Origin of the sequence: Acinetobacter bereziniae LMG 1003 = CIP 70.12 (genome assembly GCF_000368925.1) — a bacterium.
In the GTDB taxonomy this organism is placed as follows: Bacteria; Pseudomonadota; Gammaproteobacteria; order Pseudomonadales; family Moraxellaceae; genus Acinetobacter; species Acinetobacter bereziniae.
The window spans coordinates 545,358-568,343 of record NZ_KB849756.1; the positions used below are offsets into that span (position 1 = coordinate 545,358).

22 protein-coding genes are annotated in these 22,986 nt (G+C 37.0%); 15 read left to right on the top strand and 7 right to left on the bottom strand.

Translation table 11 applies throughout. The features are described from left to right. The first annotated feature begins 12 nt into the window (after positions 1-12). The 4 genes from F938_RS12685 (at position 13) to F938_RS12700 (ending at position 4,948) form a co-directional block, all read left to right on the top strand. Positions 13-846: an RNA methyltransferase gene (locus tag F938_RS12685; protein ID WP_005032245.1), complete on the top strand. Its 834-nt coding sequence runs from the start codon at positions 13-15 to the stop codon at positions 844-846. Beyond that, positions 846-1,670, top strand: a complete 825-nt coding sequence (gene cysE / locus F938_RS12690) for a serine O-acetyltransferase (RefSeq protein WP_005032247.1) — start codon at positions 846-848, stop codon at positions 1,668-1,670. Before F938_RS12685 ends, cysE begins: the two co-directional genes overlap by 1 nt. A gap of 235 nt (positions 1,671-1,905) precedes the next feature. After that, positions 1,906-2,832 carry an ABUW_2363 family tetratricopeptide repeat lipoprotein gene (locus tag F938_RS12695; protein ID WP_005032249.1) on the top strand — a complete coding sequence of 309 codons (927 nt, stop codon included), beginning with the start codon at positions 1,906-1,908 and terminating at the stop codon, positions 2,830-2,832. A gap of 103 nt (positions 2,833-2,935) precedes the next feature. After that, a complete protein-coding gene (locus F938_RS12700) occupies positions 2,936-4,948 on the top strand; it encodes a lipase family alpha/beta hydrolase (protein WP_005032251.1) in 2,013 nt (670 codons plus the stop codon). Positions 4,949-5,038: 90 nt separating this feature from the next. Here F938_RS12700 and F938_RS12705 read toward each other — a convergent pair whose 3' ends face one another. After that, complete coding sequence (locus tag F938_RS12705; RefSeq protein WP_004824489.1) at positions 5,039-5,455, bottom strand: GFA family protein; 417 nt, start codon at positions 5,453-5,455, stop codon at positions 5,039-5,041. A 179-nt stretch (positions 5,456-5,634) separates the two neighbouring features. Here F938_RS12705 and F938_RS12710 point away from each other — a divergent pair, with 179 nt between their 5' ends. Further along, positions 5,635-5,880, top strand: coding sequence for a hypothetical protein (locus F938_RS12710; RefSeq protein ID WP_005032253.1), 246 nt, complete (start codon positions 5,635-5,637; stop codon positions 5,878-5,880). 99 nt (positions 5,881-5,979) lie between these two features. Continuing rightward, the gene (locus F938_RS12715) at positions 5,980-6,417 is read left to right on the top strand and encodes a PaaI family thioesterase (protein ID WP_005032254.1); all 438 of its coding nucleotides are present in this window, start codon (positions 5,980-5,982) and stop codon (positions 6,415-6,417) included. Between the two features lie 34 nt (positions 6,418-6,451). Here the strand turns inward: F938_RS12715 and F938_RS12720 are convergent, their stop codons facing one another. Together F938_RS12720 and F938_RS12725 are read right to left on the bottom strand one after the other, a co-directional pair. After that, positions 6,452-7,108 (bottom strand): hypothetical protein, encoded by a 657-nt coding sequence (locus F938_RS12720; RefSeq protein WP_005032256.1) that lies wholly within the window; start codon positions 7,106-7,108, stop codon positions 6,452-6,454. A gap of 136 nt (positions 7,109-7,244) precedes the next feature. Further along, positions 7,245-7,889: an HD domain-containing protein gene (locus tag F938_RS12725; RefSeq protein ID WP_004824493.1), complete on the bottom strand. Its 645-nt coding sequence runs from the start codon at positions 7,887-7,889 to the stop codon at positions 7,245-7,247. Positions 7,890-7,946: 57 nt separating this feature from the next. Between F938_RS12725 and F938_RS12730 the strand changes: the two genes are divergently transcribed. Then, complete coding sequence (locus tag F938_RS12730; RefSeq protein WP_004824494.1) at positions 7,947-8,525, top strand: hypothetical protein; 579 nt, start codon at positions 7,947-7,949, stop codon at positions 8,523-8,525. Positions 8,526-8,556: 31 nt separating this feature from the next. Here the strand turns inward: F938_RS12730 and yaaA are convergent, their stop codons facing one another. Continuing rightward, complete coding sequence (yaaA, locus tag F938_RS12735; protein WP_004824497.1) at positions 8,557-9,336, bottom strand: peroxide stress protein YaaA; 780 nt, start codon at positions 9,334-9,336, stop codon at positions 8,557-8,559. Positions 9,337-9,461: 125 nt separating this feature from the next. Between yaaA and F938_RS12740 the strand changes: the two genes are divergently transcribed. Continuing rightward, positions 9,462-10,094 (top strand): alpha/beta hydrolase, encoded by a 633-nt coding sequence (locus F938_RS12740; RefSeq protein ID WP_004824499.1) that lies wholly within the window; start codon positions 9,462-9,464, stop codon positions 10,092-10,094. Positions 10,095-10,135: 41 nt separating this feature from the next. Here the strand turns inward: F938_RS12740 and rtcR are convergent, their stop codons facing one another. Continuing rightward, a complete protein-coding gene (gene rtcR, locus F938_RS12745; protein ID WP_005032259.1) occupies positions 10,136-11,746 on the bottom strand; it encodes an RNA repair transcriptional activator RtcR in 1,611 nt (536 codons plus the stop codon). Between the two features lie 270 nt (positions 11,747-12,016). Here rtcR and F938_RS12750 point away from each other — a divergent pair, with 270 nt between their 5' ends. The 7 genes from F938_RS12750 (at position 12,017) to F938_RS12775 (ending at position 21,821) form a co-directional block, all read left to right on the top strand. After that, positions 12,017-12,973 (top strand): ribonuclease Z, encoded by a 957-nt coding sequence (locus tag F938_RS12750; RefSeq protein ID WP_004824502.1) that lies wholly within the window; start codon positions 12,017-12,019, stop codon positions 12,971-12,973. A gap of 991 nt (positions 12,974-13,964) precedes the next feature. Then, positions 13,965-15,596 carry a TROVE domain-containing protein gene (locus F938_RS12755; RefSeq protein ID WP_005032262.1) on the top strand — a complete coding sequence of 544 codons (1,632 nt, stop codon included), beginning with the start codon at positions 13,965-13,967 and terminating at the stop codon, positions 15,594-15,596. Positions 15,597-17,544: 1,948 nt separating this feature from the next. Then, complete coding sequence (locus F938_RS12760; protein ID WP_010591562.1) at positions 17,545-18,804, top strand: RtcB family protein; 1,260 nt, start codon at positions 17,545-17,547, stop codon at positions 18,802-18,804. A gap of 4 nt (positions 18,805-18,808) precedes the next feature. Further along, positions 18,809-18,931, top strand: a complete 123-nt coding sequence (locus tag F938_RS24875) for a hypothetical protein (RefSeq protein ID WP_005032269.1) — start codon at positions 18,809-18,811, stop codon at positions 18,929-18,931. 18 nt (positions 18,932-18,949) lie between these two features. Further along, positions 18,950-19,411: a DIP1984 family protein gene (locus F938_RS12765; RefSeq protein WP_005032272.1), complete on the top strand. Its 462-nt coding sequence runs from the start codon at positions 18,950-18,952 to the stop codon at positions 19,409-19,411. 738 nt (positions 19,412-20,149) lie between these two features. Then, positions 20,150-21,181, top strand: a complete 1,032-nt coding sequence (gene rtcA / locus F938_RS12770; RefSeq protein ID WP_005032275.1) for an RNA 3'-terminal phosphate cyclase — start codon at positions 20,150-20,152, stop codon at positions 21,179-21,181. Between the two features lie 196 nt (positions 21,182-21,377). After that, a complete protein-coding gene (locus F938_RS12775; protein ID WP_005032276.1) occupies positions 21,378-21,821 on the top strand; it encodes a DUF2147 domain-containing protein in 444 nt (147 codons plus the stop codon). 77 nt (positions 21,822-21,898) lie between these two features. Here the strand turns inward: F938_RS12775 and F938_RS12780 are convergent, their stop codons facing one another. Further along, positions 21,899-22,483 carry a GAD-like domain-containing protein gene (locus F938_RS12780; RefSeq protein ID WP_005032279.1) on the bottom strand — a complete coding sequence of 195 codons (585 nt, stop codon included), beginning with the start codon at positions 22,481-22,483 and terminating at the stop codon, positions 21,899-21,901. 40 nt (positions 22,484-22,523) lie between these two features. Continuing rightward, the gene (locus tag F938_RS12785) at positions 22,524-22,904 is read right to left on the bottom strand and encodes a hypothetical protein (protein ID WP_005032280.1); all 381 of its coding nucleotides are present in this window, start codon (positions 22,902-22,904) and stop codon (positions 22,524-22,526) included. Between the last annotated feature and the right edge of the window lie 82 nt (positions 22,905-22,986).

Genomic DNA, 22,986 nt, shown 5'->3' on the forward strand with positions numbered 1-22,986 from the left:
TTTGGAACATCAATGGACATTTTTGACAATGCTGTTATTTCACAGCATTTAAGTCATGTACGTATTGTGATGGTCAATACCACACTGCCTGCAAATATTGGTAGCGCCTTACGTGCAATGAAAACAATGGGATTATCTAAATTGGTTTTAGTCGCACCTAAAACTTATCCACATCCAGATATTGACGCTTTGGCAGCAGGCGCAACAGATTTAATCGAACAGATTGAAATCGTAGAATGCCTAGAAGATGCAATCAAAGACTGCCATTTAGTGTTTGGTACCAGTGCACGTAGCCGTACTATTCCATGGCCGTTGTTAGATGCTCGCCCTGCCGCAGAAAAATCAATGCAGTCTGTGATTCACAATCAACAGGAGGTTGCTGTCGTTTTTGGTCGAGAAGACCGTGGACTGACCAATGAAGAACTTGCACTAGCAAACTACCATGTCACAATTCCTGTAAATAGTGATTATGGCGTATTGAATGTCGCTCAAGCTATTCAGGTGATCTGCTATGAAATGCGTATGGCGACCTTGGCACTGGCAGAGAAAACTGTTGATACGCAAGCCGTGATGCAAGTAACAGACTCAACTGATATGCACTGGGATGAACCACTGGTCACACATGAACAGATGGAACAATTTTATCCCCACATTGAAAAAATGTTGGCTGAAATTGAATTTTTAGACCCTAAAAACCCACGTCTTCTTCCTTTACGGTTGCGTCGATTATTTGGGCGTATACAATTAGATAAGATGGAATATCATTTATTAAGGGGCATTTTTAGCCGAGTTCAAGCCCTAAATAATGGTACATGGAAAAAGTCAAAACATGAGGATCAAAACTAATGCTAAAACAGCTTAAAGAAGACATCCAAGCTGTATTTGCGCGAGATCCTGCTGCGCGAAATACATTTGAAGTTTTAACCACATACCCAGGCATACATGCATTAATTATGCATCGTATCGCTCATGAATTATGGGAAAAAGATTGTAAAACTTCAGCCAGAATTTTGTCTTCTTTCAGTCGTTTTGCAACAGGAATTGAAATTCATCCCGGTGCTAAGATCGGCAAACGTTTCTTTATCGATCATGGCATGGGTGTGGTTATCGGTGAAACTGCTGAAATTGGAGATGATGTGACCTTGTATCATGGCGTTACGCTCGGTGGTACAACATGGAATACTGGTAAGCGCCACCCAACACTTGCCGATGGTGTAGTCGTAGGTGCCGGAGCAAAAATCCTGGGTCCATTTGTGGTAGGTAAAAATGCCAAGGTTGGTTCAAATGCGGTAGTTACCAAAGCAGTTCCTGATGGTGCAACAGCCGTAGGCAACCCTGCTCGCTTTATTACTAAAGACAAAGAAGTTATTACAACCGCAGAACCGCGTTGTCCTGAGCAAATTGCCAATACCGTTGAAAATACTGAGTTCCAAGCCTATGCAGCGACTCAAGAACAACCCGACCCAATGCTTGAAGGTATGCGCGTGTTGTTAGATCGGCTTGAACAAAACGAACAACGTATCCATAGTTTATGTACACGCCTATCGATTTTAGATCCAACATTTAATTTACAACAAACGATAGAACAACCTTTAAGCGATGAAGAAATCAAAATCATTGAAGAAGTTAGACGTGAATGTGAAGCGCAAAAAACGTCTTCAAAAGCTTAGGGCATATTGATATTTTCTAATCTGTTGATGTTGGCTAAATGGTTTGCGTTCTAGTCTAAAATTCAGCATAAAATAACGAAATACTAGCGTTGTTTTTAAATTTCATGACGAATTGACAACAAATCCTCATGTATAATTTTTAATAATACGAACTAAATCAAGTTGCATGTTCAGACGTCTTTTCATAGACTGATGCGCATGCAGTTTTTTTAATATAAATTAATGGAAGAAACACATGACGATTAAGCCTTTGGCATATGCATTGCTCGCAACATCATTACTTACTGCGTGTTCTATTACACCGACCAAACAAAGTAACAAAATAGATGCAAATGAGCCTTTCATTTATACTGAACCAGAATTATCACCACCCTTTTATGCATTAAATCCATTCGACTACACGCAACCCCCTGTTTTTGAACTTGAATTGAAAAAAGCTGCTGCCCAACCTGTCAATAAACTAGAAGTGACCGATCCAGCGAATCCAAATCAAAAAATTGTACTGGATACCAATAAATTAATTGTACCTACAGTGAACAGCTCGCAACGTGCTATGAAATATGCTGTTTTAGCAGGTAGCAATGAAATTGACATTACGGCGATTGATGATTTCTTGCAAATGGTTGAAGGTAAAGCGCGTCATTACCCACCACAATTTAGCGACCGTAAAGAACGTAAAGGTTTTGAAGGCAAATTAAAAGAAGTGTCTACTCAACTCGACCAACTTGCTGCTGCACCGAATGCTTCTTTTGATATTCTGATTCGTGCATTTAAAGCCAGTATTCTCGGGCGTAACCTTGACCTTGGTTCTTCTTATACAACCAAATCATTGGATTATGCACAACGTATCCTGAAGATCAATAAAGAAGATCCAGAGGCAAACTTATGGTTTGGTTTCTCTTTATCTGAAGGTGGCGGTCAAAAAGAAGCGATGCCATATTTAGACAAAGCAATGAAAGCTGGTGTTCAAGAGGCTTATCTATCTTCTGCCAATAATTATATTGGTATGGAACAAAAGAAAAATGCTGTCCAAACTTTGAAAAACTATAAAGTGAAATACCCAGAAGAAGCAGAAGTTGCTGATCGCTTGATTCAAGAAATTGAAAAACAAGGTCGTTATAATGTTTGGCAAGTGATGAAAAACCCAGCGCTCGCGAAATAATTTCTAGGCTGAAAAAATAGACTGAGCATTCAGTCTATTTTTTTGCTTATAAATTGAAATTCTAGAAAACTATCGTATTATTCAGAAAAGATTGATCTCGTTAATGTTTATGCAAAACTCAAAAAATAAAATTTTGCTCTATGTTTTAGCCATCAGCCCATTGATTTTCTCTGGATGTCAGGTTGTAAGTGTAAAAAATCAAAAGGTTAATGTTACGATCACCAATGAGCGTGATAGCATTTTAACACGCTCCAAAATGAGTGAGGCAAGTTTAAATGTGCTCTCCATGACGGGTCGTGAAGCAAAATCATGTGCAGAAGAACCTGAAAAATGTGTTGCAGATTTGGCTAAAATCCCACAGATTCAAGATGAACAATTGCTGTCTACAGCCAGCGAAATCTATCTGACTAAAGCAATTAATTTAGCTGACTCATCCAATTGTAAAATCAGCGTATTTTCTAAGCATCAATCTACAGAAAAGCAGCAAAGCACCCAGAAAAATTATGAACAATGTTTAGACCAACAAATGGTCATGTTGGATAACAGCATTCGTTATAGTTATGCTTATTTATTTAAGACAGAACGCCAACCCCAAGATCGTATTTTCAATAACCGACAGGTTCAAATACGTGATTTTTACAATCAGGCATTGGCAAAGCTCATTTCCACCTATGCGACACGACATAAAAATCAAAAAGTCGCCAAACAAATTAAAGTGGGAACAAGTACATACCGCATCAATTTTAATGGCTATCCTGCAATTGCCAATACAGAGTTAGAAGATCTCGTCTCCAGCTACAATCTAAACTTTTCAGGTTTACGCTCGATCAACCGTAGAGATGGTTTCGGCGCAGAGTTTGTTGCGATTTTACCGAAAACTGATGCCCCTGAAGAAAACAAATATATTGTCAATCCGTTTGAATACCAATATAAACATGGCATAAATCCCAATATTCACCAACCACGTTATTTATCGGTGAGTATTGCGGCTCAACCTGAAAATGCCAATGAATCATTGCACAACATCTTGCATAGCCCAAATTTCCAATTAAATATTTATGATCCATATAGTGTCGAAAATATTAAAATTGGTGGTAAACAATACCCGCTTGCAGCTAATTTTTCAGCACCATATGGTTTATGGCTTGCACAAAATAATTTAGGAATCGCTGCATATCTTAGCTTAATTGATCGCGATCAAAGCTTGACCATGCCACACTTATACATGCTTGAACCCTATAACCCCAATAAGAAAGTCATTGTATTGGTGCATGGTTTAGCCAGTAGCCCAGAAGCATGGATTCGACTAACCAACGATATTATGGGAGACAATGTCCTCCGCGAACACTATCAGGTTTGGCAAATTTTCTACTCAACCAATATGCCAATTTTAGAAAGTCGTTATCAAATCAATGCGATCATCAATCAAAGCTTTGCCTCAATTGACCAAAAATCAGCCTCAGCAAAAGATGCCGTATTGATTGGACACAGTATGGGTGGCATTATCGCACGCCTATTGGTCAGTGATGCTGATCTCACTCAGCCTGCATTAAAAATGCTGAATAACCGTAAGTTTGATAAATTCAAAGATGATCCGATCTTTAAAGCACGTTTAACCATTCAATCAGTACCTAACTTTGATCGTGCCATTTTTATTTCAGCACCTCACCGTGGTACAGCATTTGCTGACCGATGGTTTACATTGGCTGCTCGGCGTATCATCAAACTACCAGGCGCGTTTCTCGGCGCTTTAGCGGACTCGATTGATGAACGTGATCTAAATGCGAAAAACTTTCTAAAAGATGTAGGTCATGGAATTATTCAGAATGGACCAAGTGATCTAAGCCATAATTCCAAATTTACCCAATTAACTGAAAATGTAATGCCTAAAAAAGCAATGGTCTATCATTCAATCATGGGCAATATTACGGACAGTAAAGACCCCAAAGTCATGACTGATGGTGTCGTTCCTTATACCAGTTCACACCTTGATGGTGCCGCTTCTGAAGTAATCATCAAAGGTGGACATTCAATTCAAGAGACACCTGAAGCAGTATTAGAACTTCGCCGTATTTTAAGATTACATCTGATTGAACTTGGTATATATAAACCCTAAGAAACATAGTAAAACGCCAGTCAAATTGACTGGCGTTTTTAACGAGTATGCGTTTAAAATTTTCTTTGACGAAAACAAACAACAAAAAAATTATTCACCATTTCCTGTAAATAAGGCGACAACATCAGCCTCAGTCAGCTTTTTAGTTTGATTTTCAAAATTATAAAAAGCGGGTTTATTGTCGATATAAATTTCCATATCAAAATGAATATCTTGTGGTTGTTCATCTAAAGCAAAAGCATTGATATTACAGTAGCTTTGATCTTTAGTACGCCAAAATAAATTGGTCCCACAAGCATTGCAAAAACCACGCTCGCCCCATTCTGACGAATCATAAATACTTAAATGATCATTGTTAATAAAGTTTAATCCGCCCTGTTCGACATCAATGGTCATGATCACACCGCTGGTTTGTCTGCGACAAATTGAGCAATGACAAGCATGTACATCATGATTTTTTAATTCCACATTGAATGTTGTTTTCCCACAGACACATTGCCCTTTCATAGATATATCCTTGTTTTTAGAAATTTCCAGTTACGGTACTATATTTAACTGTTGATGTTATGGTGAAGCATAGATTTTTTATACAAATCTGAATTTTGTAATCTAATTATAATTGAAAACTAACATAATTAGCTCTAGATTAATAATCACTACAATTTAAATAGAATAGTTGGAAAACTATGCGTTATAAGATTATAGATGTTTATAAGCTTCATCATATTCAACGGTATATTGCAAAATGTCTAAAAACTCAATCACCACAGTTTATTGTGATTGAAAGCCATCAGACCTTGTGTAAAGAATTAGATATTATTGATGTGGATTTAAGTCAATCGGTTGCAACATGGGCAACAGGTGAAAAAATAGCGTTAAAAATACTGCACCAATCCGATCATATCGAAAAATTTTACGATATCGAATACTAAAAAATTATTCCTTTTTCCAAAAATATTTGACAGCCATCATCAAGCATTTTATTTTAATATTTAAGTTCCTTTTTAGAACTTTAATAATAGGACAAAGTGATGAAACAGCTACAAGAAATGACTGGACTAGAATTTTTACAAGCCATGGCAAATGGGGATATTCCAAGAGCATCCATCAGTGAAACAATACCGATGGATTTACATGAAATCGCCCCAGGTTATGCCTGTTTTAAAGTCAAAGCGGATCAACGCCATTTAAATCCTTTAGGTGGCGTACATGGTGGTTTTGCCGCTACCGCATTAGATTCAGCAACAGGTTGTGCGATACATACCACATTGGAGGCAGGTGTTGGTTATGGCACCATCGACTTAAATGTAAAAATGTGCCGCCCTGTCCCAAAAGACAAAGAATTACTTGCCACTGGTCAAGTCATTAATTCAAGTAAAAATCTGGCAATTTCTGAAGCAAAACTGGTTGATGAAGATGGCAAGTTATATGCACATGCCACAGCGACCTGTATGATTATTCGTCCATAAACGAATCAGTTGTGCTATTCATCATGAATAGCACTTATTCTGTATCAGCCTGCTTCTCTATCAATTGGATTTTACCCATTTTAAGTTGCTTAGATGCATCATCCCATTCTAAATTACGTTTACACATAATTGCTTCGGCTCGACTGATTTCATCCATATTTTGACCGCAATAGCCACCACCCACTTCGATTTGCACGATCGCCTTGGGTTGATGCTCTAAAACTTGATATGAAAAAACAGTGCTGTTAAAAATCTCTTGAATGCTTTTACCATCTTTAGATTGATAGATCACCAGTTGATCACCACCATGACCTCTAAATACCCCATCCTCAATACAATAAATTGAATCAGGTTCATAGATATATTCTGGTTGTTCATCCCCCATTAAATCGACTATCTTTATGATACTGTTCAAATCTTGTTTTTCAGGTGTTTGACAGCGTTGTTCTGCCTCAGTCACTTGTTTAATCAAGGCTTCTGGATAAGTAATAGTTGAAGTATTGGCGTTCTTTTTAGGCTCTGAAACAGTCGGTGGGATTTCTACTTCAGCTTCGCTTTTCACTTGACTTGCGACTGCTTGAGAATCAATCGACTGCTGTTGTGTTTTTATATCTTCTTGAGATTGCTTATGTTTCTGACAAGCCGTCAAAAATAAGATACTGCTCAGTACAACAAGATTTAAAATTTTCAAAATATTCTCTCATTCAGTGTTTCTATATATTTGATATTGAATAAAGATGCCGAATCGCAATTTACGTTGACAATATCATTTTGATTTTTTGACATATCATTTTTTGACATATCATTTTTTAACAATAAGCCATTATTTATAAAGATGATAAAGATTTAGATAAATTCATTTTAGCACTTTCTTCCAAATGCGCTCTAAAATATTCAGTCTGATACAAAGGTTGCATGAGATAAAAATGCTGTAGCACTTCTGCCCTTTTTACTTGATAAAGCTCTTGTTCTACCCATGCATACTCTAATCGAATCTGCTGTTCATATTGCAGAAAACGTGCCTCAGAGCTCCCCAAAATCGCCAGATCAATATCCAATAAATAATTAAGATCATCTTCTTGAGAGGGCTGATGCTTTTGAGTTGCAATAATCCATTGATACGCTTTTTCAACAACAGCCTGTTTAAACGTATTCTGACAGCGCTTTAACATAAGTTCAGCACTTTGCACTTCATTGTCTATGGCTTGAGGGTTATACACCACATCATGGAACCAAATCGCCAACTCAACAGCCGTAGGATCGTCTAAGTAAGCCTTCACTTGATGAAATAAATTCAGACATTCCACAATATGTTGCAGTGTATGATAATGCCGTTGAGGCTCAGTATAAGCACGTAATAAAACTTCATACAAAAGATTATCTTGTACTTTAGACATCTCAGCTTTTTGGGTAAACTCAAGCCAATATTTACGGAATAAATTGACGATATTTTCAGTGCTATCTATGATCATATGTATTGGATACATGCTACTTTTATCTATTAATACAACATTTTTGACTGTAATCACATGATCAATAAATCAAAATTTTCAGCACCTACACATTTAAATCATTTTGTCACTTATCAACATGAGGCTTATTTTAATGACCTAATGGAGATCGAATGGCGAGGACAAATACAATCTTCTACACAGAATAAGCGCTTTAAGATTAAATATTATGGTGAGCTGTTTGAAGAATATCAGCTCATTTGTGGGACAGATTTTGCACCTGAATTGATATACGCGGTCGATATTGAAAGCAATGAAGAAATATTACTTTTTGATGGTGCAAAACATGGTTACGATCCAATGTTTTGTGATGAATTTACATCTGAACAACTTACTCATCGCCCAGTCATTCATGAATTCATAGATCAAGATCAGCAAGACACCTTTGAAGTGATTGTAAAGGTTTATCACAATATTGACTATGAAGATGATGATGAAATGGAGAGTTTAACCAATGCAGTTGGTGAGATTGAACTCATTTCAGGGGAAATTATTTCTATTGAACAACTCAAAGCAAATGCATTTGATTTTATTCAAATCATGGTAATGAATTCTTTAGGTAATGAATATCGTATTTTTGAACGTGAATTGGCTTAATGCTAAGCCAATTCTCAAAATAAATGGTCTTTTAAGCAGCTTGCTCATCACGCTTGAATACAAGCTCACCTTTCAATGAACTTTCAGCATCAAAATAATAACCGTCCAGATTAAATGATTTTAAATCATCTAATTTTTCCAATTGATTTTGTATGATATAGCGTGCCATTAAGCCACGTGCTTTTTTGGCATAGAAGCTAATCACTTTATACTGACCATTTTTCTGATCTAAAAATACAGGTTTAATGATATCTGCCTGAATTTTTGCTTCCTTAACTGATTTATAATATTCATCAGAAGCGATATTCACCAACAACTTTGAATTACTTTGCTGCAAGTCTTCATTGATGAGTTGAGTGATGCGTTCTCCCCAAAAATCATAAAGATTATGACCACGCTCATTGGCAAGTTTAATCCCCATTTCTAAACGATATGGCATCATTAAATCCAATGGACGCAATAAACCATATAATCCTGAAAGACTACGCAAATGATCTTGTGCAAACTTTAAATCATCTTGCGACAAACTATAAGCATCTAGCCCAGTGTATACATCGCCTTTAAATGCAAAAATGGCTTGTCGTGCATTAGAAAAATCAAAATCAGCATTCCAATCACGGAAACGTTCAACATTTAAATTGGCAATCTTCTCACTAACATGCATTAAACGAGCAATATCGGATGCAGATAGTTTACGACTTAGGTCTATAAGCTGTTGAGATTGGTCTAATAGTCTTGGTAAAGTGTGGCTATCAGTCGGCAGTGCGGTTTCGTAATCGAGCGTCTTAGCAGGGGAAATTAAGGCGAGCATGGTCTTCCTGATCAAAAAATAACTAATCAAACTATAACAGTCGGAATATTTTAATTCCAATTCATGTTTTCTGTGAGCAGAATCGGTAAACTATATCACTTCCCTGCTTTATGATCGTTTAAATTATGTCCGAACAACTGTTCATTCAAGGTTCGGTTGGCAAAATCGAAGTTTTTGTTGACTATCCTGTGGGCGAAGTAAAAGGATTTGCTGTCGTTTGTCATCCTCACCCACTTCAAGGTGGTACCCCTCAACATAAAGTTCCAGCTTTACTTGCACAAATTCTCAACGAACAAGGTTGTGTCGTTTATCGTCCAAGCTTTCGAGGTTCAGGACAAAGTGATGGTGTCCATGATGAAGGTTTTGCCGAAACTGAAGACATTTTAGATGTCATCAAATACGTTAGACAATTACACAAAAGTCTACCTTTCTATGTTGGCGGATTTAGTTTTGGTGCGCATGTGATGGCAAAAGCCTATCATGCCTTACCTGACGAAATTAAACCCAAACAAGTGATTTTATGTGGTTTGCCAACCTCTACAGTTGATGGTCTACGCCATTATGTTACACCACCGATCAAAGGCGATATTCTCTTTGTTCATGGTGAGGCAGACCCGACCACTAAACTCAGTGATTTAATTGAATGGGCAAAACCACAACGCCATTTGATCACCGTACTTCCGGGCGCTAACCATTTCTTTACAGGTTATTTAAAACAATTGCGTGTTGCAATTTCACGTTTCTTATTAGTGCCTTAAAGCAGTATTACAGAAAAAATGAAATCAATAAGGTGGTTCACTCACCTTATTGATATGTTTATATCATCCCACTGTAACCCAAATTTCGCTAAATACTTTTTCACACGATCACTGTCATTGGTACTTTGCCTCTGCTCACGTGACACAGAAAATAATCGCCGCCCTGCATCTGCCATGGATTTCGACTTTTGGCATATTTCGATAACCCCTTGTAACTGAATGCGATCAAACTCGTCAATTTGCGCTATTTGTTCATGGGTTAGAATATCCGTCAATATAGATGGCTTGTTGTCCTTTTCTTGCTCAGAGATGCTCCAAATACGTTGAAGCCGTTGGATTTCAGTATTTACTTCGTTTAAGCCAATCCGCTCTCCATTTGCCAGTGTCGCCATTCGAGTCACACTTGCAGTAAGATCTCGAAAGTTGCCTTGCCAAATTGCCTCTACTGATTGAGCAAATTTTAAGTATTTTTCAAGTGCATCACTATGAAAGCGCAATTGTCGCTGATGTGCAGTAGCAAAGCGCTGTAATTCAAATGCGATATTTGGTTCAATATCTTCAACACGATCTTTTAGACTGGGTAAGAAGAATGTCCATGTATTTAAGCGTGCCCATAAATCTTCTCGAAAGCGACCTGCTCTAACTTCTTCACGTAAATCTCGATTAGTCCCAGCAATCAATTGAAAATCAGCTTGAACTTCTTTATCACTTCCCACGGGGAAGAAAGATTTATCTTCCAGTGCCTTAAGTAACATTGCTTGTTCATCCAGTCCTAATTCACCAATTTCATCGAGAAATAAGATGCCTTTATCCGCACTTTTTAAATAACCAGTACGTGCTGCAATCGCCCCGGTAAATGCGCCTTTGTGATGACCAAATAAAGTGGACATTGCACTATCACCCACCAAAGTTGCACAGTTCACGTCAATAAATCGACCAGCGAGATGAAATTTTTCCTTTTTCAGTTGATAAATTTGCTTGGCCAAATGTGATTTGCCCACACCAGTTGCACCCATAATTAAAATCGGTGCGCTTGAACGGGTGGCAACCAATTCAACCTCTTGAATGAGTTGATTAAAACCTTTATTTTTTGTCGCAATATTGGCTTTTAACTGTTGCCAATTTTCGGATTGCTCATGTTCAAAACGCTGTGTTAATGCTGCATACCGCGACAAGTCCAAATCAATGATGCGATATTCACCTTCAGGTTGCTGTTTCCCTGTGGGTGAGCTTTGAATGAGTTTTGCAGGCAAATAATGCGCATCAATCAAGAGATACCAGCAGATCTGAGCGACATGTGTACCTGTCGTAATATGCAGTAAATAATGATTATTATCGGTATCAAAAGGATAGGATTTTACAAAATCGTAGAGTGCTCCATACATATCCGAGAAATCCCAAGGATCTCGAATATTGACTTTGTGTCCTGTGATTTTGGTCTGTGGGGAAATTTCAAAGGCGTCTTGCTGTAAATGCGCAATCAAGCCGGCATTACGTCGATCATGTAATAGCACCAACTCATCAACAACTAAATCATCATGCATCAACAAACTTATCGTAGGACGCCATCGTTGCCATCGTTCGGGCTTTTTTCCTTGATCTAAGGTAGAACCAACAAAACCAATTACAACTGTTTTTTTAAATTTTTGCATATTTCTATAAATCTATAAAAATTTATATATCTTGTCTAAATCATAGTTTTATTTTATCAATAAGCAAATATTATTCGCTGTATTGAGCCTAATATTTTTTAAAAATCACTATTTATTTTCATATACATGATCATGCTATACTACTGACGTACAAAGTTTTTACTTATTTTCCTCCATCTTTGTCTGATTCGACACTTCTTTTGATGGAACTGCCTTGCTTTGTCACAACAATAACCACAGATAAGATTTTACTACAGGCATAAATTTCCCATGTTAGAATTTACTTTTTTAGGGACATCTTCAGGTGTACCCACATTAACACGCAATGTTTCAGGCTTAGCCATTCATTATGGCAAAACTAAAGATTGGATTCTTGTCGATGCCGGTGAAGGAACACAGCATAGAGTTCAACAAGCCAAACTATCCTTACAGCACTTAAAAGCAATTTGCATTACTCATGTTCACGGCGATCATTGTTATGGCTTGATGGGCTTGCTCGCAAGTGCAGGCATGAACGGACGTAAAGATCCTATCACCATCATTGCACCTAAAGAGATTCAAGACTGGTTGGAAGCAACTCGTCATTTAACTGAGTTGTTTCTACCCTACCCGCTTCATTTTATTGACTCCCATACATTCAATAGCAGTTTTGAATTGGATGAAAAACTTTCGATTGAGGTTCACTCCTTACATCATCGTGTACCTAGTTATGCTTATGCTTTTAAAGCAACATCATTTCAGCGCAAACTGGATCATCAACGATTAGTTCAATTAGAAATTCCGAAAGGTAAGCTTTGGGGCTATTTGCAACAAGGACTAACTATTGAGTGGAATGGACAACTTCTTCATGGAAAAGATTTTGTAATTGAAAATACACAGCATGTATCTGCAATTGTCAGTGGAGATAACGACCAGCCTGAATTATTGAAAGATGCGTGTAGAAATGCGGCGCTGTTAATTCATGAAACCACCTACACACAAGCGGTATTAGATAAAGTTGGTTCTGGTCCAATGCACAGCTCTGCAAAAATAGTCGCAGAATTTGCGCAAATGATGAGCTTGCCGAATTTGATTGCCACGCATCTCAGTGCGCGTTATCACGATGCTGATGGTATTCAAAAAATTCATGATGAAATTGCAGAGTATTATCATGGTCATTTTTATATTGCTGATGATTTCCATCGCTATACACTTAGTGCGAGCGGCGAACTCACGCTTATTAAATAACTTTAGCCTTGGGGAAAGTGATTTTCCCAAGACTTCTTTAATGCTATATTCGTTTTAAATATCCGTCTATAAAAGATAAATAGCTCACATTAAAAACCTTTTAGAATTCATATGTATCCTCTGGATTGTATTAAGCTTGTTATTTATTCTCATCATTGTTCTTGGTTTGATCAGCTGTGGATAGGATTCATCAAGAATTCCGAGGTGTGTAAAAAAAAGCCACTAACCATAGTCAATCTGTTGAAAAATTCATACAGTAGAATATCATTTCTGTTGATCAATAAAATTAAAGCGATCAATATATTGTTTGATGATATAAAGCTTGCACTGCCACGCTTTAGCTCTAGAGTTTAAATTGTTTTGCGTAGGCGATACTTTACTTTTCAGAGATGAAAAGTAACAAAAATCTTCTGTTGAGCGAGGGGTACATCCTAATACTCCCGCTCAACATGGCGACATCCATGTCGCCTCGTGATAGCAAGACTGTTTATGATTCAAAAGTACAAAATAAATGAATCATCCAAATCACTTTTATGAATAATCAGACGGTTTGACTATATTTATTTACCGCATGATTTGTCTTGGCGATTTGATTGGATCATCTATTTAGAAAATATGCTACACCGCTCAAAATGAATTTTTTTCTGTAGTCTTTACAATTTGGAATTTTCGACCCACTTTTTCTATATTTTTATATTCCGCGAGTAAGACTATTTTCTCTCTAGGTGCTGGTTATCTCTTTTTTTATTTACACAACATTAGAGACTCTAATTTTTAATTATAAAAAAATAGAAAAAAAGATAAAATTATATAAATAAAGATATTAAATTTATATTCTAAACCATTAAAAAGTTGAAAATTAAATTTTATAAAATAATTTTATCTTATAAAAATCAAAAATTTAAAAATATATTTCACCTTAAAAAGCAAACTTGGCACACTCTCTGCAATATAACAATCAAGATATTAAAGTTTACTTGAGGATGCTGTCATGGCGAACAAGACAATTTTTGCCTCGAAACAACAGGCAAAGCCAAAAACCATTGAATATAATGAAGCTGGTGGGCGTGCATATACATTAAAATCTCGTGCCGCATTAGCACAACTCACAGCGACAGGTACACTGAATCAGACTTTTTATCAAAATGCACAAGTACAACTTGATCATATTCTCAACCTCGCACTTGAAGTAGAGCCTGCATTTGTTGCTAAAACTGCAATTTATGCACGTCAAAAAGCACAGATGAAAGATACACCTGTCGTATTATTGGCATTACTGTCTGAGCTAGATACGGACCTCTTTAAGCAAATCTTTCCATTAATTATTGATAATGGAAAACAGCTTAGAAATTTTGTACAAATCATGCGTTCAGGAATGATCGGTCGTAAGTCTTTAGGTTCATTACCAAAACGCATGGTAAACGAATGGATTCTCTCTACATCTGCTCAACAATTGCTTGCTGCCAATATTGGGAACAGCCCTTCACTTGCTGATGTACTAAAAATGACGCATCCAAAACCCAAGACTGTTGAACAAGATGCATTTTTTGCTTATGTATTAGGCAAAGAATATCAGTTTGAACAGCTCCCTGCCCAAGTACAGGCATTGGAAAAGTTTCGATCAGGTGTAAGCACAGAATTGCCCAAAGTACCTATGCAACTTTTAACCCATCTGAATCTTACTACACAGCAGTGGGCGGAAATTGCCTGTCATGGTTCTTGGCAAATGCTTCGTATGAACTTAAATACATTTTTACGTCACGATGTCTTCAAAATCAAAGGAATGACTAAAATCATTGCTGACAAATTGATGGATGAACAAGCGATTAAAAAAAGTCGTGTATTCCCCTATCAATTGATGATGGCATGGTCTGCACTTGCTGAAGGTATGCCACCTGAAATTGCCAAAGCATTAAAGTTTGCGGTGCAATGTTCAATTTCAAATGTACCTAAACTCCAAGGTAATGTTGTGATTGCGATTGATGTTTCTGGTTCGATGTCAAGTTCCATCACTGGTTACCGTCAGGGAGCAACCTCACAATTGCGTTGTGTGGATGTAGCAGCATTATTTGCGAGTGCATTTAAATATGTAAATCCAAATATTCGCTTGATGGCTTTTGATACAGAAGTACGTCAGTTATCCAATTTAAGCAAAGTGCAAGAATATTTGAAAAGAAAAAATCTGATGAAACAGCCAAATTTAGAAATTGATATTTTTGCTCTGGCAAAAAAATTTGCCAATATGTGTGGTGGAGGAACGGATTGTTCTAAGCCATTAGCACTATTGGTCAAAGAAAATGCCAAAGTCGATATGGTGATTTATTTCTCGGACAATGAATCTTGGGCAGATCAAATCCCAAGAGCGCATCGCCAAACAGGGATGATGCATTATTGGAAACAGTTAAAACAACTTAATCCTGATGCAAAACTGGTATGTGTTGATTTACAACCTTATGCGACAACTCAACTCCCCGAGCAAAAAGATGTCATGAACATTGGCGGGTTTTCAGATAACGTATTTAAATTGATTGAAAGCTTTGCCAATAATGAAATGCATGTAAATCATTGGATAAGTGAAATCGAAAACATAGACTTAACGCAAATTCAGTCACATGTTAGCTGAGTTTGCTCCCTCATTTAACATCTTGTATTCAAGTCTCTGCATCAAATGATGTAACTTGAGGCAATGATGTTAGATAAAAAGCACAAATGCCATAGGAACTACATTTTTCCAGAATGAAGTGTTTCTATATAAAGTTGTTGTGCTGAGTAAAACTGTTGCCAAATGCAGATAGAACTACATTACTTTGAATAATTGATGTTTTATCGAAAACTTGTTGGCAATATTTAATGCATAAAATGCGTTGAGGACTACATCTTTAATGCGTAGGTCGATGGTTCAAATCCATCCTTTTCATTCTTAGCTAAGATTGAAAAGTAGCTCAGCTGGATAGAGCAACGAAACGTCTTCAACATTTTGTTTATGCAATGCGGTAACCATGATTCAAGTATATCAAATGCAATGAGGACTACATTACTCGTTTGTCGGTGTTTCGATACCACCCTGTGTGGCAACACACAGTAGCTCAGTCGGTAGAGCCACGACCGTCCTCAACTCCTTGTTGATGTATACTTGATCATCATAAATCATGTTGTAATTAAGCAATTACAAATGCAGATCGGATTACATGGTAACGCTTTTGCGCAGGGTTCAAGTCCCGATCGTGATGACTCACGAAAATCTGATCAAAATTTGTTGTGATTGCGTTTTATTTAACGTAAGTTGAAAGTAACGACATCTTCAACTGATTGAAAAATAATGTTCTTAGCGGAGCCTTACTGCGCTTTTTTTTCTTTCTTTGGATCACACTCTCTCAAACAGTTACGGATAAGGTATCCAAGTATGGTATTTCACTAAGAGTTTTATCGAATGTAGGTAAACCTCATACAGATGAAACTGTATCAAGCCCGTGTTTTAAGAATATCGCTTGTGAATTGATCGACGATTTGCTAGTTTAATCGTTCAATTTAAAACCAGAGACAGGTGTCAGTCCTTAAAACGCAAAACATGTCTATTAAAGTCCTCGTGAAAGACGACAATCTCGATCTTGCTTTAGAGAAACTAAGAGTTAAAAAATACTATTTAGAAACCAACCACTGGTATAAGAAATGCCAGAATTATCATGAAAAACCGCCAAGTAAAAGTCGTAAAAAAACGAACTGAAACTTTTACATGGGCATAGCCAAATCCTAGAAGATGATCCTCTCTCACTCAGGTTAAAAATCCATATCGAAGAACATTATCAATCCACTGATGATCATACGGTATGGGATATAAGCAAAGATTAAGAATCACAGATTTCATCAAACTCAGCTTGGGAGAAGAAATTCTCCCAAGCTAGATTTCGTACTATACTCTGCAACGTGATAGATACCCTGAATAATAACAATGCGTGCTTGGTTTGCTTTCCTCTTATTTCCTTTACTCATTTTTGTATTTTTATTTTTCTTCTATGTCGTTTTTTGGCTTTCACTCACTTTGGGTTGCGGCTTCCTTCAAGAGAACATCCCAACCTGCTCAAAAATTTATTATTTTTCAATTATATCAATCTTTCCAATTGCAATTTGGTTCGGCTATTTTACTACTAAATTTGCACCACATTGTGGAAGATATTTGCTGAGTAGTATTTATAACCTAATGTTTTCAATTACTTTATTTGCATATTTACAAGGCTCTAAAATAAACCTCATCTTTTCTATTGGTTTTAGCCTACTTTTCTTATTATGTTTAGGCATTGGTTGTTTTATATTTTATTTAAAATATAAAAATAGATAGATTACTATCTAAAATAATATTTAAATTTGCATAATTTTTTTTGAAATATGTATTTAAAGAAAAATTTAAATACATTTATTAATTAAATATCAATATCTTATAAAATAAAATCAATTAAAAAACAAAGTTGGCACACTCTCTGCAATATATAGAACATACATCATGAGATGTATATAAATATCACCTGCCTGCAACCGCTTGGCAGGCAGGTTTTGCAAAGGATAAAGCTATGACTATGTCAGTATCAGAACAAATTGAAAAACAAGCATCCAATGAACGTGCTTATAATATTATTCAGGATAAAAAAGGTGTCCCTATAAAAATGTGGACCAAAGGTGTGCCTGTCGATGAGAAATCCAAAGAACAATTATTAAAGACAGCGCAAATGCCATTTATTTATAAATGGATGGCAGTGATGCCAGATGTACATGTCGGAATCGGAGCAACAATTGGGAGTGTCATTCCAACCAAAGGTGCAATTATTCCCGCTGCTGTTGGCGTAGATATTGGTTGTGGGATGATGGCAGCACGTACCTCACTTACTGCATCAGACTTACCCGATAATTTACATGCACTGCGTACCGAGCTTGAACGCTTGATCCCGCATGGAATGACCAAAGGTCGTGGTCGTCGAGACCGAGGGTCATGGGATACACCTACTGAACGTGTTGATCAGGCATGGGCTGAGTTAGTGACTGATTTTGAATACATTTGTACGAAGCATCCACGTTTAAAAAATACCAATAACCATAAACAGTTAGGTACTTTAGGAACTGGGAATCACTTTGTTGAAATCTGTTTAGACGAACATCAACAGGTGTGGATCATGCTACACTCAGGCTCTCGCGGTGTAGGAAATGCAATCGGTAATCACTTTATCGAACTGGCACGTAAAGATATGCAAAAGCATTTTATTAACTTGCCTGATAAAGATTTAGCTTACTTGGTAGAAGGTACGGGGCATTTTGACGACTATTGGTTTGCGGTTGGATGGGCACAACGTTTTGCCATGAAAAACCGTGAGTTAATGATGGAAGCGGCTGTGCAAGCTTTGCGTATCATTATAAATAAACCCTTTAATGCTAAGGTTGAGGCGGTTAATTGTCATCATAATTATGTGGATAAAGAAGAACACTTTGGTCAAGAAGTACTGGTAACACGTAAAGGTGCTGTACGTGCCCGTTTGGGTGAGTATGGGATTATTCCGGGTTCAATGGGTGCTAAGTCATTTATTGTCAAAGGTAAGGGAAATCAGGAATCTTTCTGCTCATGTTCGCATGGCGCTGGTCGTGTACATAGCCGTACTGCAGCGAAAAAGTTGTTTACTGTAGAAGATCAGATTGAACAGACCCAAGGTGTAGAATGCCGTAAAGATGCAGCCGTGATTGATGAGATTCCATCGGCATATAAGCCAATTGAAGATGTGATGAAAGCGCAAAGCGATTTGGTGGAAGTGGTTTACACTTTAAGTCAGGTTGTTTGTGTAAAGGGTTAGTATCATGATGACCAAATTAGAAAAATACCAAAGCTTAGAAGACATTATAAGGTTTGCCGAATCAATCCACGTTGATACATTACGTCAGCAAACCTTATATGAAATTGTGGTGTTAAATATCAATTAAAGATATAGGAAAAATAAAATGAAACTTGCAGAAGCACTTTTATTACGAAGCGATCAACAAAAGAAAATCGCTTCATTGAAACAACGTATCAATGCAAATGTATTGGTACAAGACGGTGATGAACCATCGGAAGATCCAAACGAGTTATTAAAGCAAGTATTTGCATTAACTCAAGAATCTCAAAAACTTGTTTATGCCATTCATCAAACCAATGCTTTGGCAAAATTAACTGATGGTCGTTCATTATTGGCTTTACTGACTCAACGTGATGAGCTTGTGGAGCGCCATAAAATTTTAACGTCTGCCATCAGCAACACTCAACGTGAACCAGATCGCTATAGTACACGTGAAATCAAATGGCATAAGGTAATTCCAGTATCATCTTTGCAAAAACAATCCGATGATATCAGTGCTAAATTACGTGATTTAAATGTATTAATACAAGCCACAAACTGGCAAGTTGATTTACTGGACGTTTAAAGCGATCATTTAAAAGCTTTGATCGGCTTTAGCCGATCAGATTTGGAATATATTGGGCGAGTACAAGATCTAAGGCTGTATAGATTGAAATAAAAGTCAGCATCATTTTTGGGTAATGACAGCGAAGCGGATTTAGGGCGGAAACGAACCAATCAATCCATCACTAAGCATCATTTAAACCTTTGTGAATCAAAGTGACTATTTATATAGCATTACCACGTACTGACAATATATTTCAATTTTTCTCAAATGATTCGTCATCTGAGATCACCCGAACATACTGGGCGAGTGCAAGATCCTCTACCTCCACAACACAGGATTGAAAATAGTGTAGTGGCTTGATGAGCGAGCGGGTTAGCTTAAAACCATAAGCACAAATCAACCCATCACTACAAACAAGGCAAACCTTTGTGAAAGCAAAGTCACAATGCACCTAGCATTACCATGTACTGACAGTATGTTCACCTTTTTTTTGGAGTTTGAATGAATTACCCCTGTTTTTATTGTCATCATGACACTCGAGATCAGCCTCGGGTAATTTTGACTATGAAATTTGTCCCGTTTGTTTTTTGGGAAGATGACTGTGTAGAAAATAATGATGCAAATTCAAAAGTGGAGCGAATGCGATCTCTTTAGCTGAGGCACAGTATAACGATCCATAATATGGTGTAAATGAATTACATTTTATAAAACATGTCCGAAAACCAAATGATTTAGCAAGAAATGATGAAATAGAAAATGAACACATTAGTAAAAAATAAATCCATCCAAATAGATGGCTCACTGGGCGAAGGCGGCGGGCAAATTTTAAGAACTGCGCTTTCCCTATCTATGCTAACAGGTATTCCTTTTGAGCTTATCAATATCCGTGCAGGTCGAAAGAAACCTGGCTTAATGCGTCAGCATTTGGTTTGTGTGCAAGCTTCTCAACGTATCAGTCATGCAATTGTTGAAGGTGCTGAGTTACATTCCCAAAAACTGTATTTTCAACCTCAACAAGTTGAAACTGGGAAGTATGATTTTCATATCGGTTCGGCAGGCAGCACAATTTTGGTTTTGCAAACACTCCTTCCTGCACTCATGATGCAACCAGAAGCAAGTCAATTGAGTATTCACGGCGGAACACATAATCCTTTGGCACCCACAGCAGATTTTATTCAACATTGTTTCCTGCCTTTTATTCAAAAGCTTGGCATAGAAGTTGATTTTAAATGCGAACGCGTTGGCTTTTTTCCGATTGGTGCAGGTCAAATCAATATCACCATTCATCCATGGAACAATAAACTTGAGCAATCTATTTTAACCAAGGGAAAATTACTGGAAATACATGGTTTTGCAGCAGCCTTAAACATCCAACAAGATATTGCAGATCGAGAGTTAGATGTCTTGAATAATAAACTTGGTTTAAATCAACGTAAACGTATTAATTTTCAAGGGATCAGCCAAGGCAACACTGCATTTGTTATCTTAAATTATGAACACCATCAGCAAGTCTTTTCAGCTTTAGGTGAAAAGAAAAAATGTGCTGAAAAAGTGGCACATGATTTAGCCAAAGAGGTGAGAGCCTATTTGAACTCACATGCTGTGGTTGATGAATATTTAGCCGACCAACTTTTATTACCTTTGGCTTTAGGCAAAGGTGGTGAATTTACAGCACAAGTATTGAGCGATCACACTAAAACCCAAGCTGAAATGATTCAAAAATTTTTAGACTGTGATATTCAGATCGAAGCATTAAACGATATTTTTAAGATCCGTGTGGTGACTTAATCTTTGCCTTATGATGGCTTAACCATTAAATTGCCCACCCTTTTAATCACTTATCCTAATGTGCCAATTCATATTAATTTTCATGTTTATTGGCACATTATGTAAATATTTATTATGACTATCCATTATATAATCAATACCTTAGATCAATGTATTTTTAAATTGAACTAAAATATTCAAATAAAGGATAAGGGAAATGAAGAAAGTTTTATTTGGGGCAATGTCTATGGTGCTTTTTACATCTTCAGCTTTTGCAGAGGATATCACAGGGACTTGGCGTTATATTGACGACAAAACAGGCGAAGCCAAAGGTTTGGTTAAAATCGAAAAACAAAGTAATGGAACTTATGCAGGAACAGCTTTAAAAGCAACACCACGTCCAGGCTATACACCTAAAGAATTTTGTACCAATTGCCCTGCCCCTTATACCAATAAACCGATCATTGGTTTACAAGTAATCTCTGGCTTAAAAACAGATGATCATGTGAATTACACCGATGGAAAAATCATTGATCCTGTTTCTGGAAAAATCTACCGCCTAAAAGGCAAGATCAGCCCGAATGGTAAAAAACTATTTCTTCGTGGTTATTTAGGTATTTCAGTCGTAGGTCGTAGCCAAACTTGGTTACGTGTAGAGTAATTTAACCTTTTCATTAAGACAGCTTATATAAGCTGTCTTTTTTATTTCACCCCAATAATAACGCTGAACACTTAGACTTAATTGTCTAAAGCAAGTTGATATAAAAAATCCAAATGGGTGGGAGCAACCCCCTTATCCAAATTCAAATCACTGGCACGACCACCTAATCGAAGTGCAGGCAGATAACAATACATTTGATCATGCGCTAATTTTCCATATTTTTCTTGTGCTTGGCTCAGTGCTGATTTTTCTAAAAACTGCTCTATGATTTCATCATCACACAACCATTCATTAAAAAAGTCATTCAATGACCAAACCGTTACTCCAATATCAGAATTGTGTGGATCCATAAATGAAATATCTTCATCGCCTGCATCGCTTAGACGCCGATAGTAGAACACTATTCCAAAAGCAGATATTGCAATAGGCAACCGCGTCATATCAGGTTCATCTTTCATTAACCATGACCACAATACGTCCTGATAACGTTCAGGATCAATGATCTGAATTAGACCATTCCCATAGAAACCAAAACCATGCTCACGCCAGAGCTCTAACAACGCTTCTGGTAAATAAGATTGATATTTTTTAATAATTTCAATGTTGACTGTATTGCCCACCTGATCTACAGGAAACTTATCAATAAATAATTGTAATTGCATTGTTATTCTCAAACCTAAATTGCTTAACCAAGGCTCAAGCTTAGCCTTTCCACTCAAAACCACTAAAGGCATTATCTTGTTTTAAAGAATTTTCCACAGCATTTGCCAATTGCTTAATCATGCTTTGAGTGGCAATTTTTCTAAACCATACCTGCTCTTCATCAGCATGTGCAGAAATCTCACAGGTCAACAAGCCTTGATCATTTAAACGACAATTCACCCCTAAACCTATCGGATGATTTTCCACACTCACTGCCAAATCTTCATGAGAAGATGTCGTTTCCGCCTTAAAACCATATTGAGAAAGTTGTTTTAACAATAAATCCGTTACATACGCCTGAGTAACATGGCATGCATTTTGACCATAACCATTGCTTTTAACATGATTTTCGCAGTTTGCAGTAAATTGTAATGTTCTCATTGCTTCATCCAAAAGGCTTTATAGTTGTATGGTTTTAGAATAAGCAATATAAACAAAACAGCCAAGCTTTTGCTTGGCTGTT

Bases quoted from the DNA above. Each gene is read 5' to 3' on its own strand.
- F938_RS12785 (WP_005032280.1), bottom strand. From the start codon at position 22,904: ATGAGAACATTACAATTTACTGCAAACTGCGAAAATCATGTTAAAAGC.
- F938_RS12695 (WP_005032249.1), top strand. From the start codon at position 1,906: ATGACGATTAAGCCTTTGGCATATGCATTGCTCGCAACATCATTACTT.
- F938_RS12765 (WP_005032272.1), top strand. From the start codon at position 18,950: ATGAAACTTGCAGAAGCACTTTTATTACGAAGCGATCAACAAAAGAAA.
- rtcR (WP_005032259.1), bottom strand. From the start codon at position 11,746: ATGCAAAAATTTAAAAAAACAGTTGTAATTGGTTTTGTTGGTTCTACC.
- F938_RS12685 (WP_005032245.1), top strand. From the start codon at position 13: ATGGACATTTTTGACAATGCTGTTATTTCACAGCATTTAAGTCATGTA.
- F938_RS24875 (WP_005032269.1), top strand. From the start codon at position 18,809: ATGATGACCAAATTAGAAAAATACCAAAGCTTAGAAGACATTATAAGG.
- F938_RS12750 (WP_004824502.1), top strand. From the start codon at position 12,017: ATGTTAGAATTTACTTTTTTAGGGACATCTTCAGGTGTACCCACATTA.
- rtcA (WP_005032275.1), top strand. From the start codon at position 20,150: ATGAACACATTAGTAAAAAATAAATCCATCCAAATAGATGGCTCACTG.
- F938_RS12730 (WP_004824494.1), top strand. From the start codon at position 7,947: ATGATCAATAAATCAAAATTTTCAGCACCTACACATTTAAATCATTTT.
- F938_RS12710 (WP_005032253.1), top strand. From the start codon at position 5,635: ATGCGTTATAAGATTATAGATGTTTATAAGCTTCATCATATTCAACGG.
- F938_RS12705 (WP_004824489.1), bottom strand. From the start codon at position 5,455: ATGAAAGGGCAATGTGTCTGTGGGAAAACAACATTCAATGTGGAATTA.
- F938_RS12740 (WP_004824499.1), top strand. From the start codon at position 9,462: ATGTCCGAACAACTGTTCATTCAAGGTTCGGTTGGCAAAATCGAAGTT.
- yaaA (WP_004824497.1), bottom strand. From the start codon at position 9,336: ATGCTCGCCTTAATTTCCCCTGCTAAGACGCTCGATTACGAAACCGCA.
- F938_RS12755 (WP_005032262.1), top strand. From the start codon at position 13,965: ATGGCGAACAAGACAATTTTTGCCTCGAAACAACAGGCAAAGCCAAAA.
- F938_RS12700 (WP_005032251.1), top strand. From the start codon at position 2,936: ATGTTTATGCAAAACTCAAAAAATAAAATTTTGCTCTATGTTTTAGCC.
- F938_RS12780 (WP_005032279.1), bottom strand. From the start codon at position 22,483: ATGCAATTACAATTATTTATTGATAAGTTTCCTGTAGATCAGGTGGGC.
- F938_RS12775 (WP_005032276.1), top strand. From the start codon at position 21,378: ATGAAGAAAGTTTTATTTGGGGCAATGTCTATGGTGCTTTTTACATCT.
- F938_RS12715 (WP_005032254.1), top strand. From the start codon at position 5,980: ATGAAACAGCTACAAGAAATGACTGGACTAGAATTTTTACAAGCCATG.
- F938_RS12760 (WP_010591562.1), top strand. From the start codon at position 17,545: ATGTCAGTATCAGAACAAATTGAAAAACAAGCATCCAATGAACGTGCT.
- F938_RS12725 (WP_004824493.1), bottom strand. From the start codon at position 7,889: ATGATCATAGATAGCACTGAAAATATCGTCAATTTATTCCGTAAATAT.
- cysE (WP_005032247.1), top strand. From the start codon at position 846: ATGCTAAAACAGCTTAAAGAAGACATCCAAGCTGTATTTGCGCGAGAT.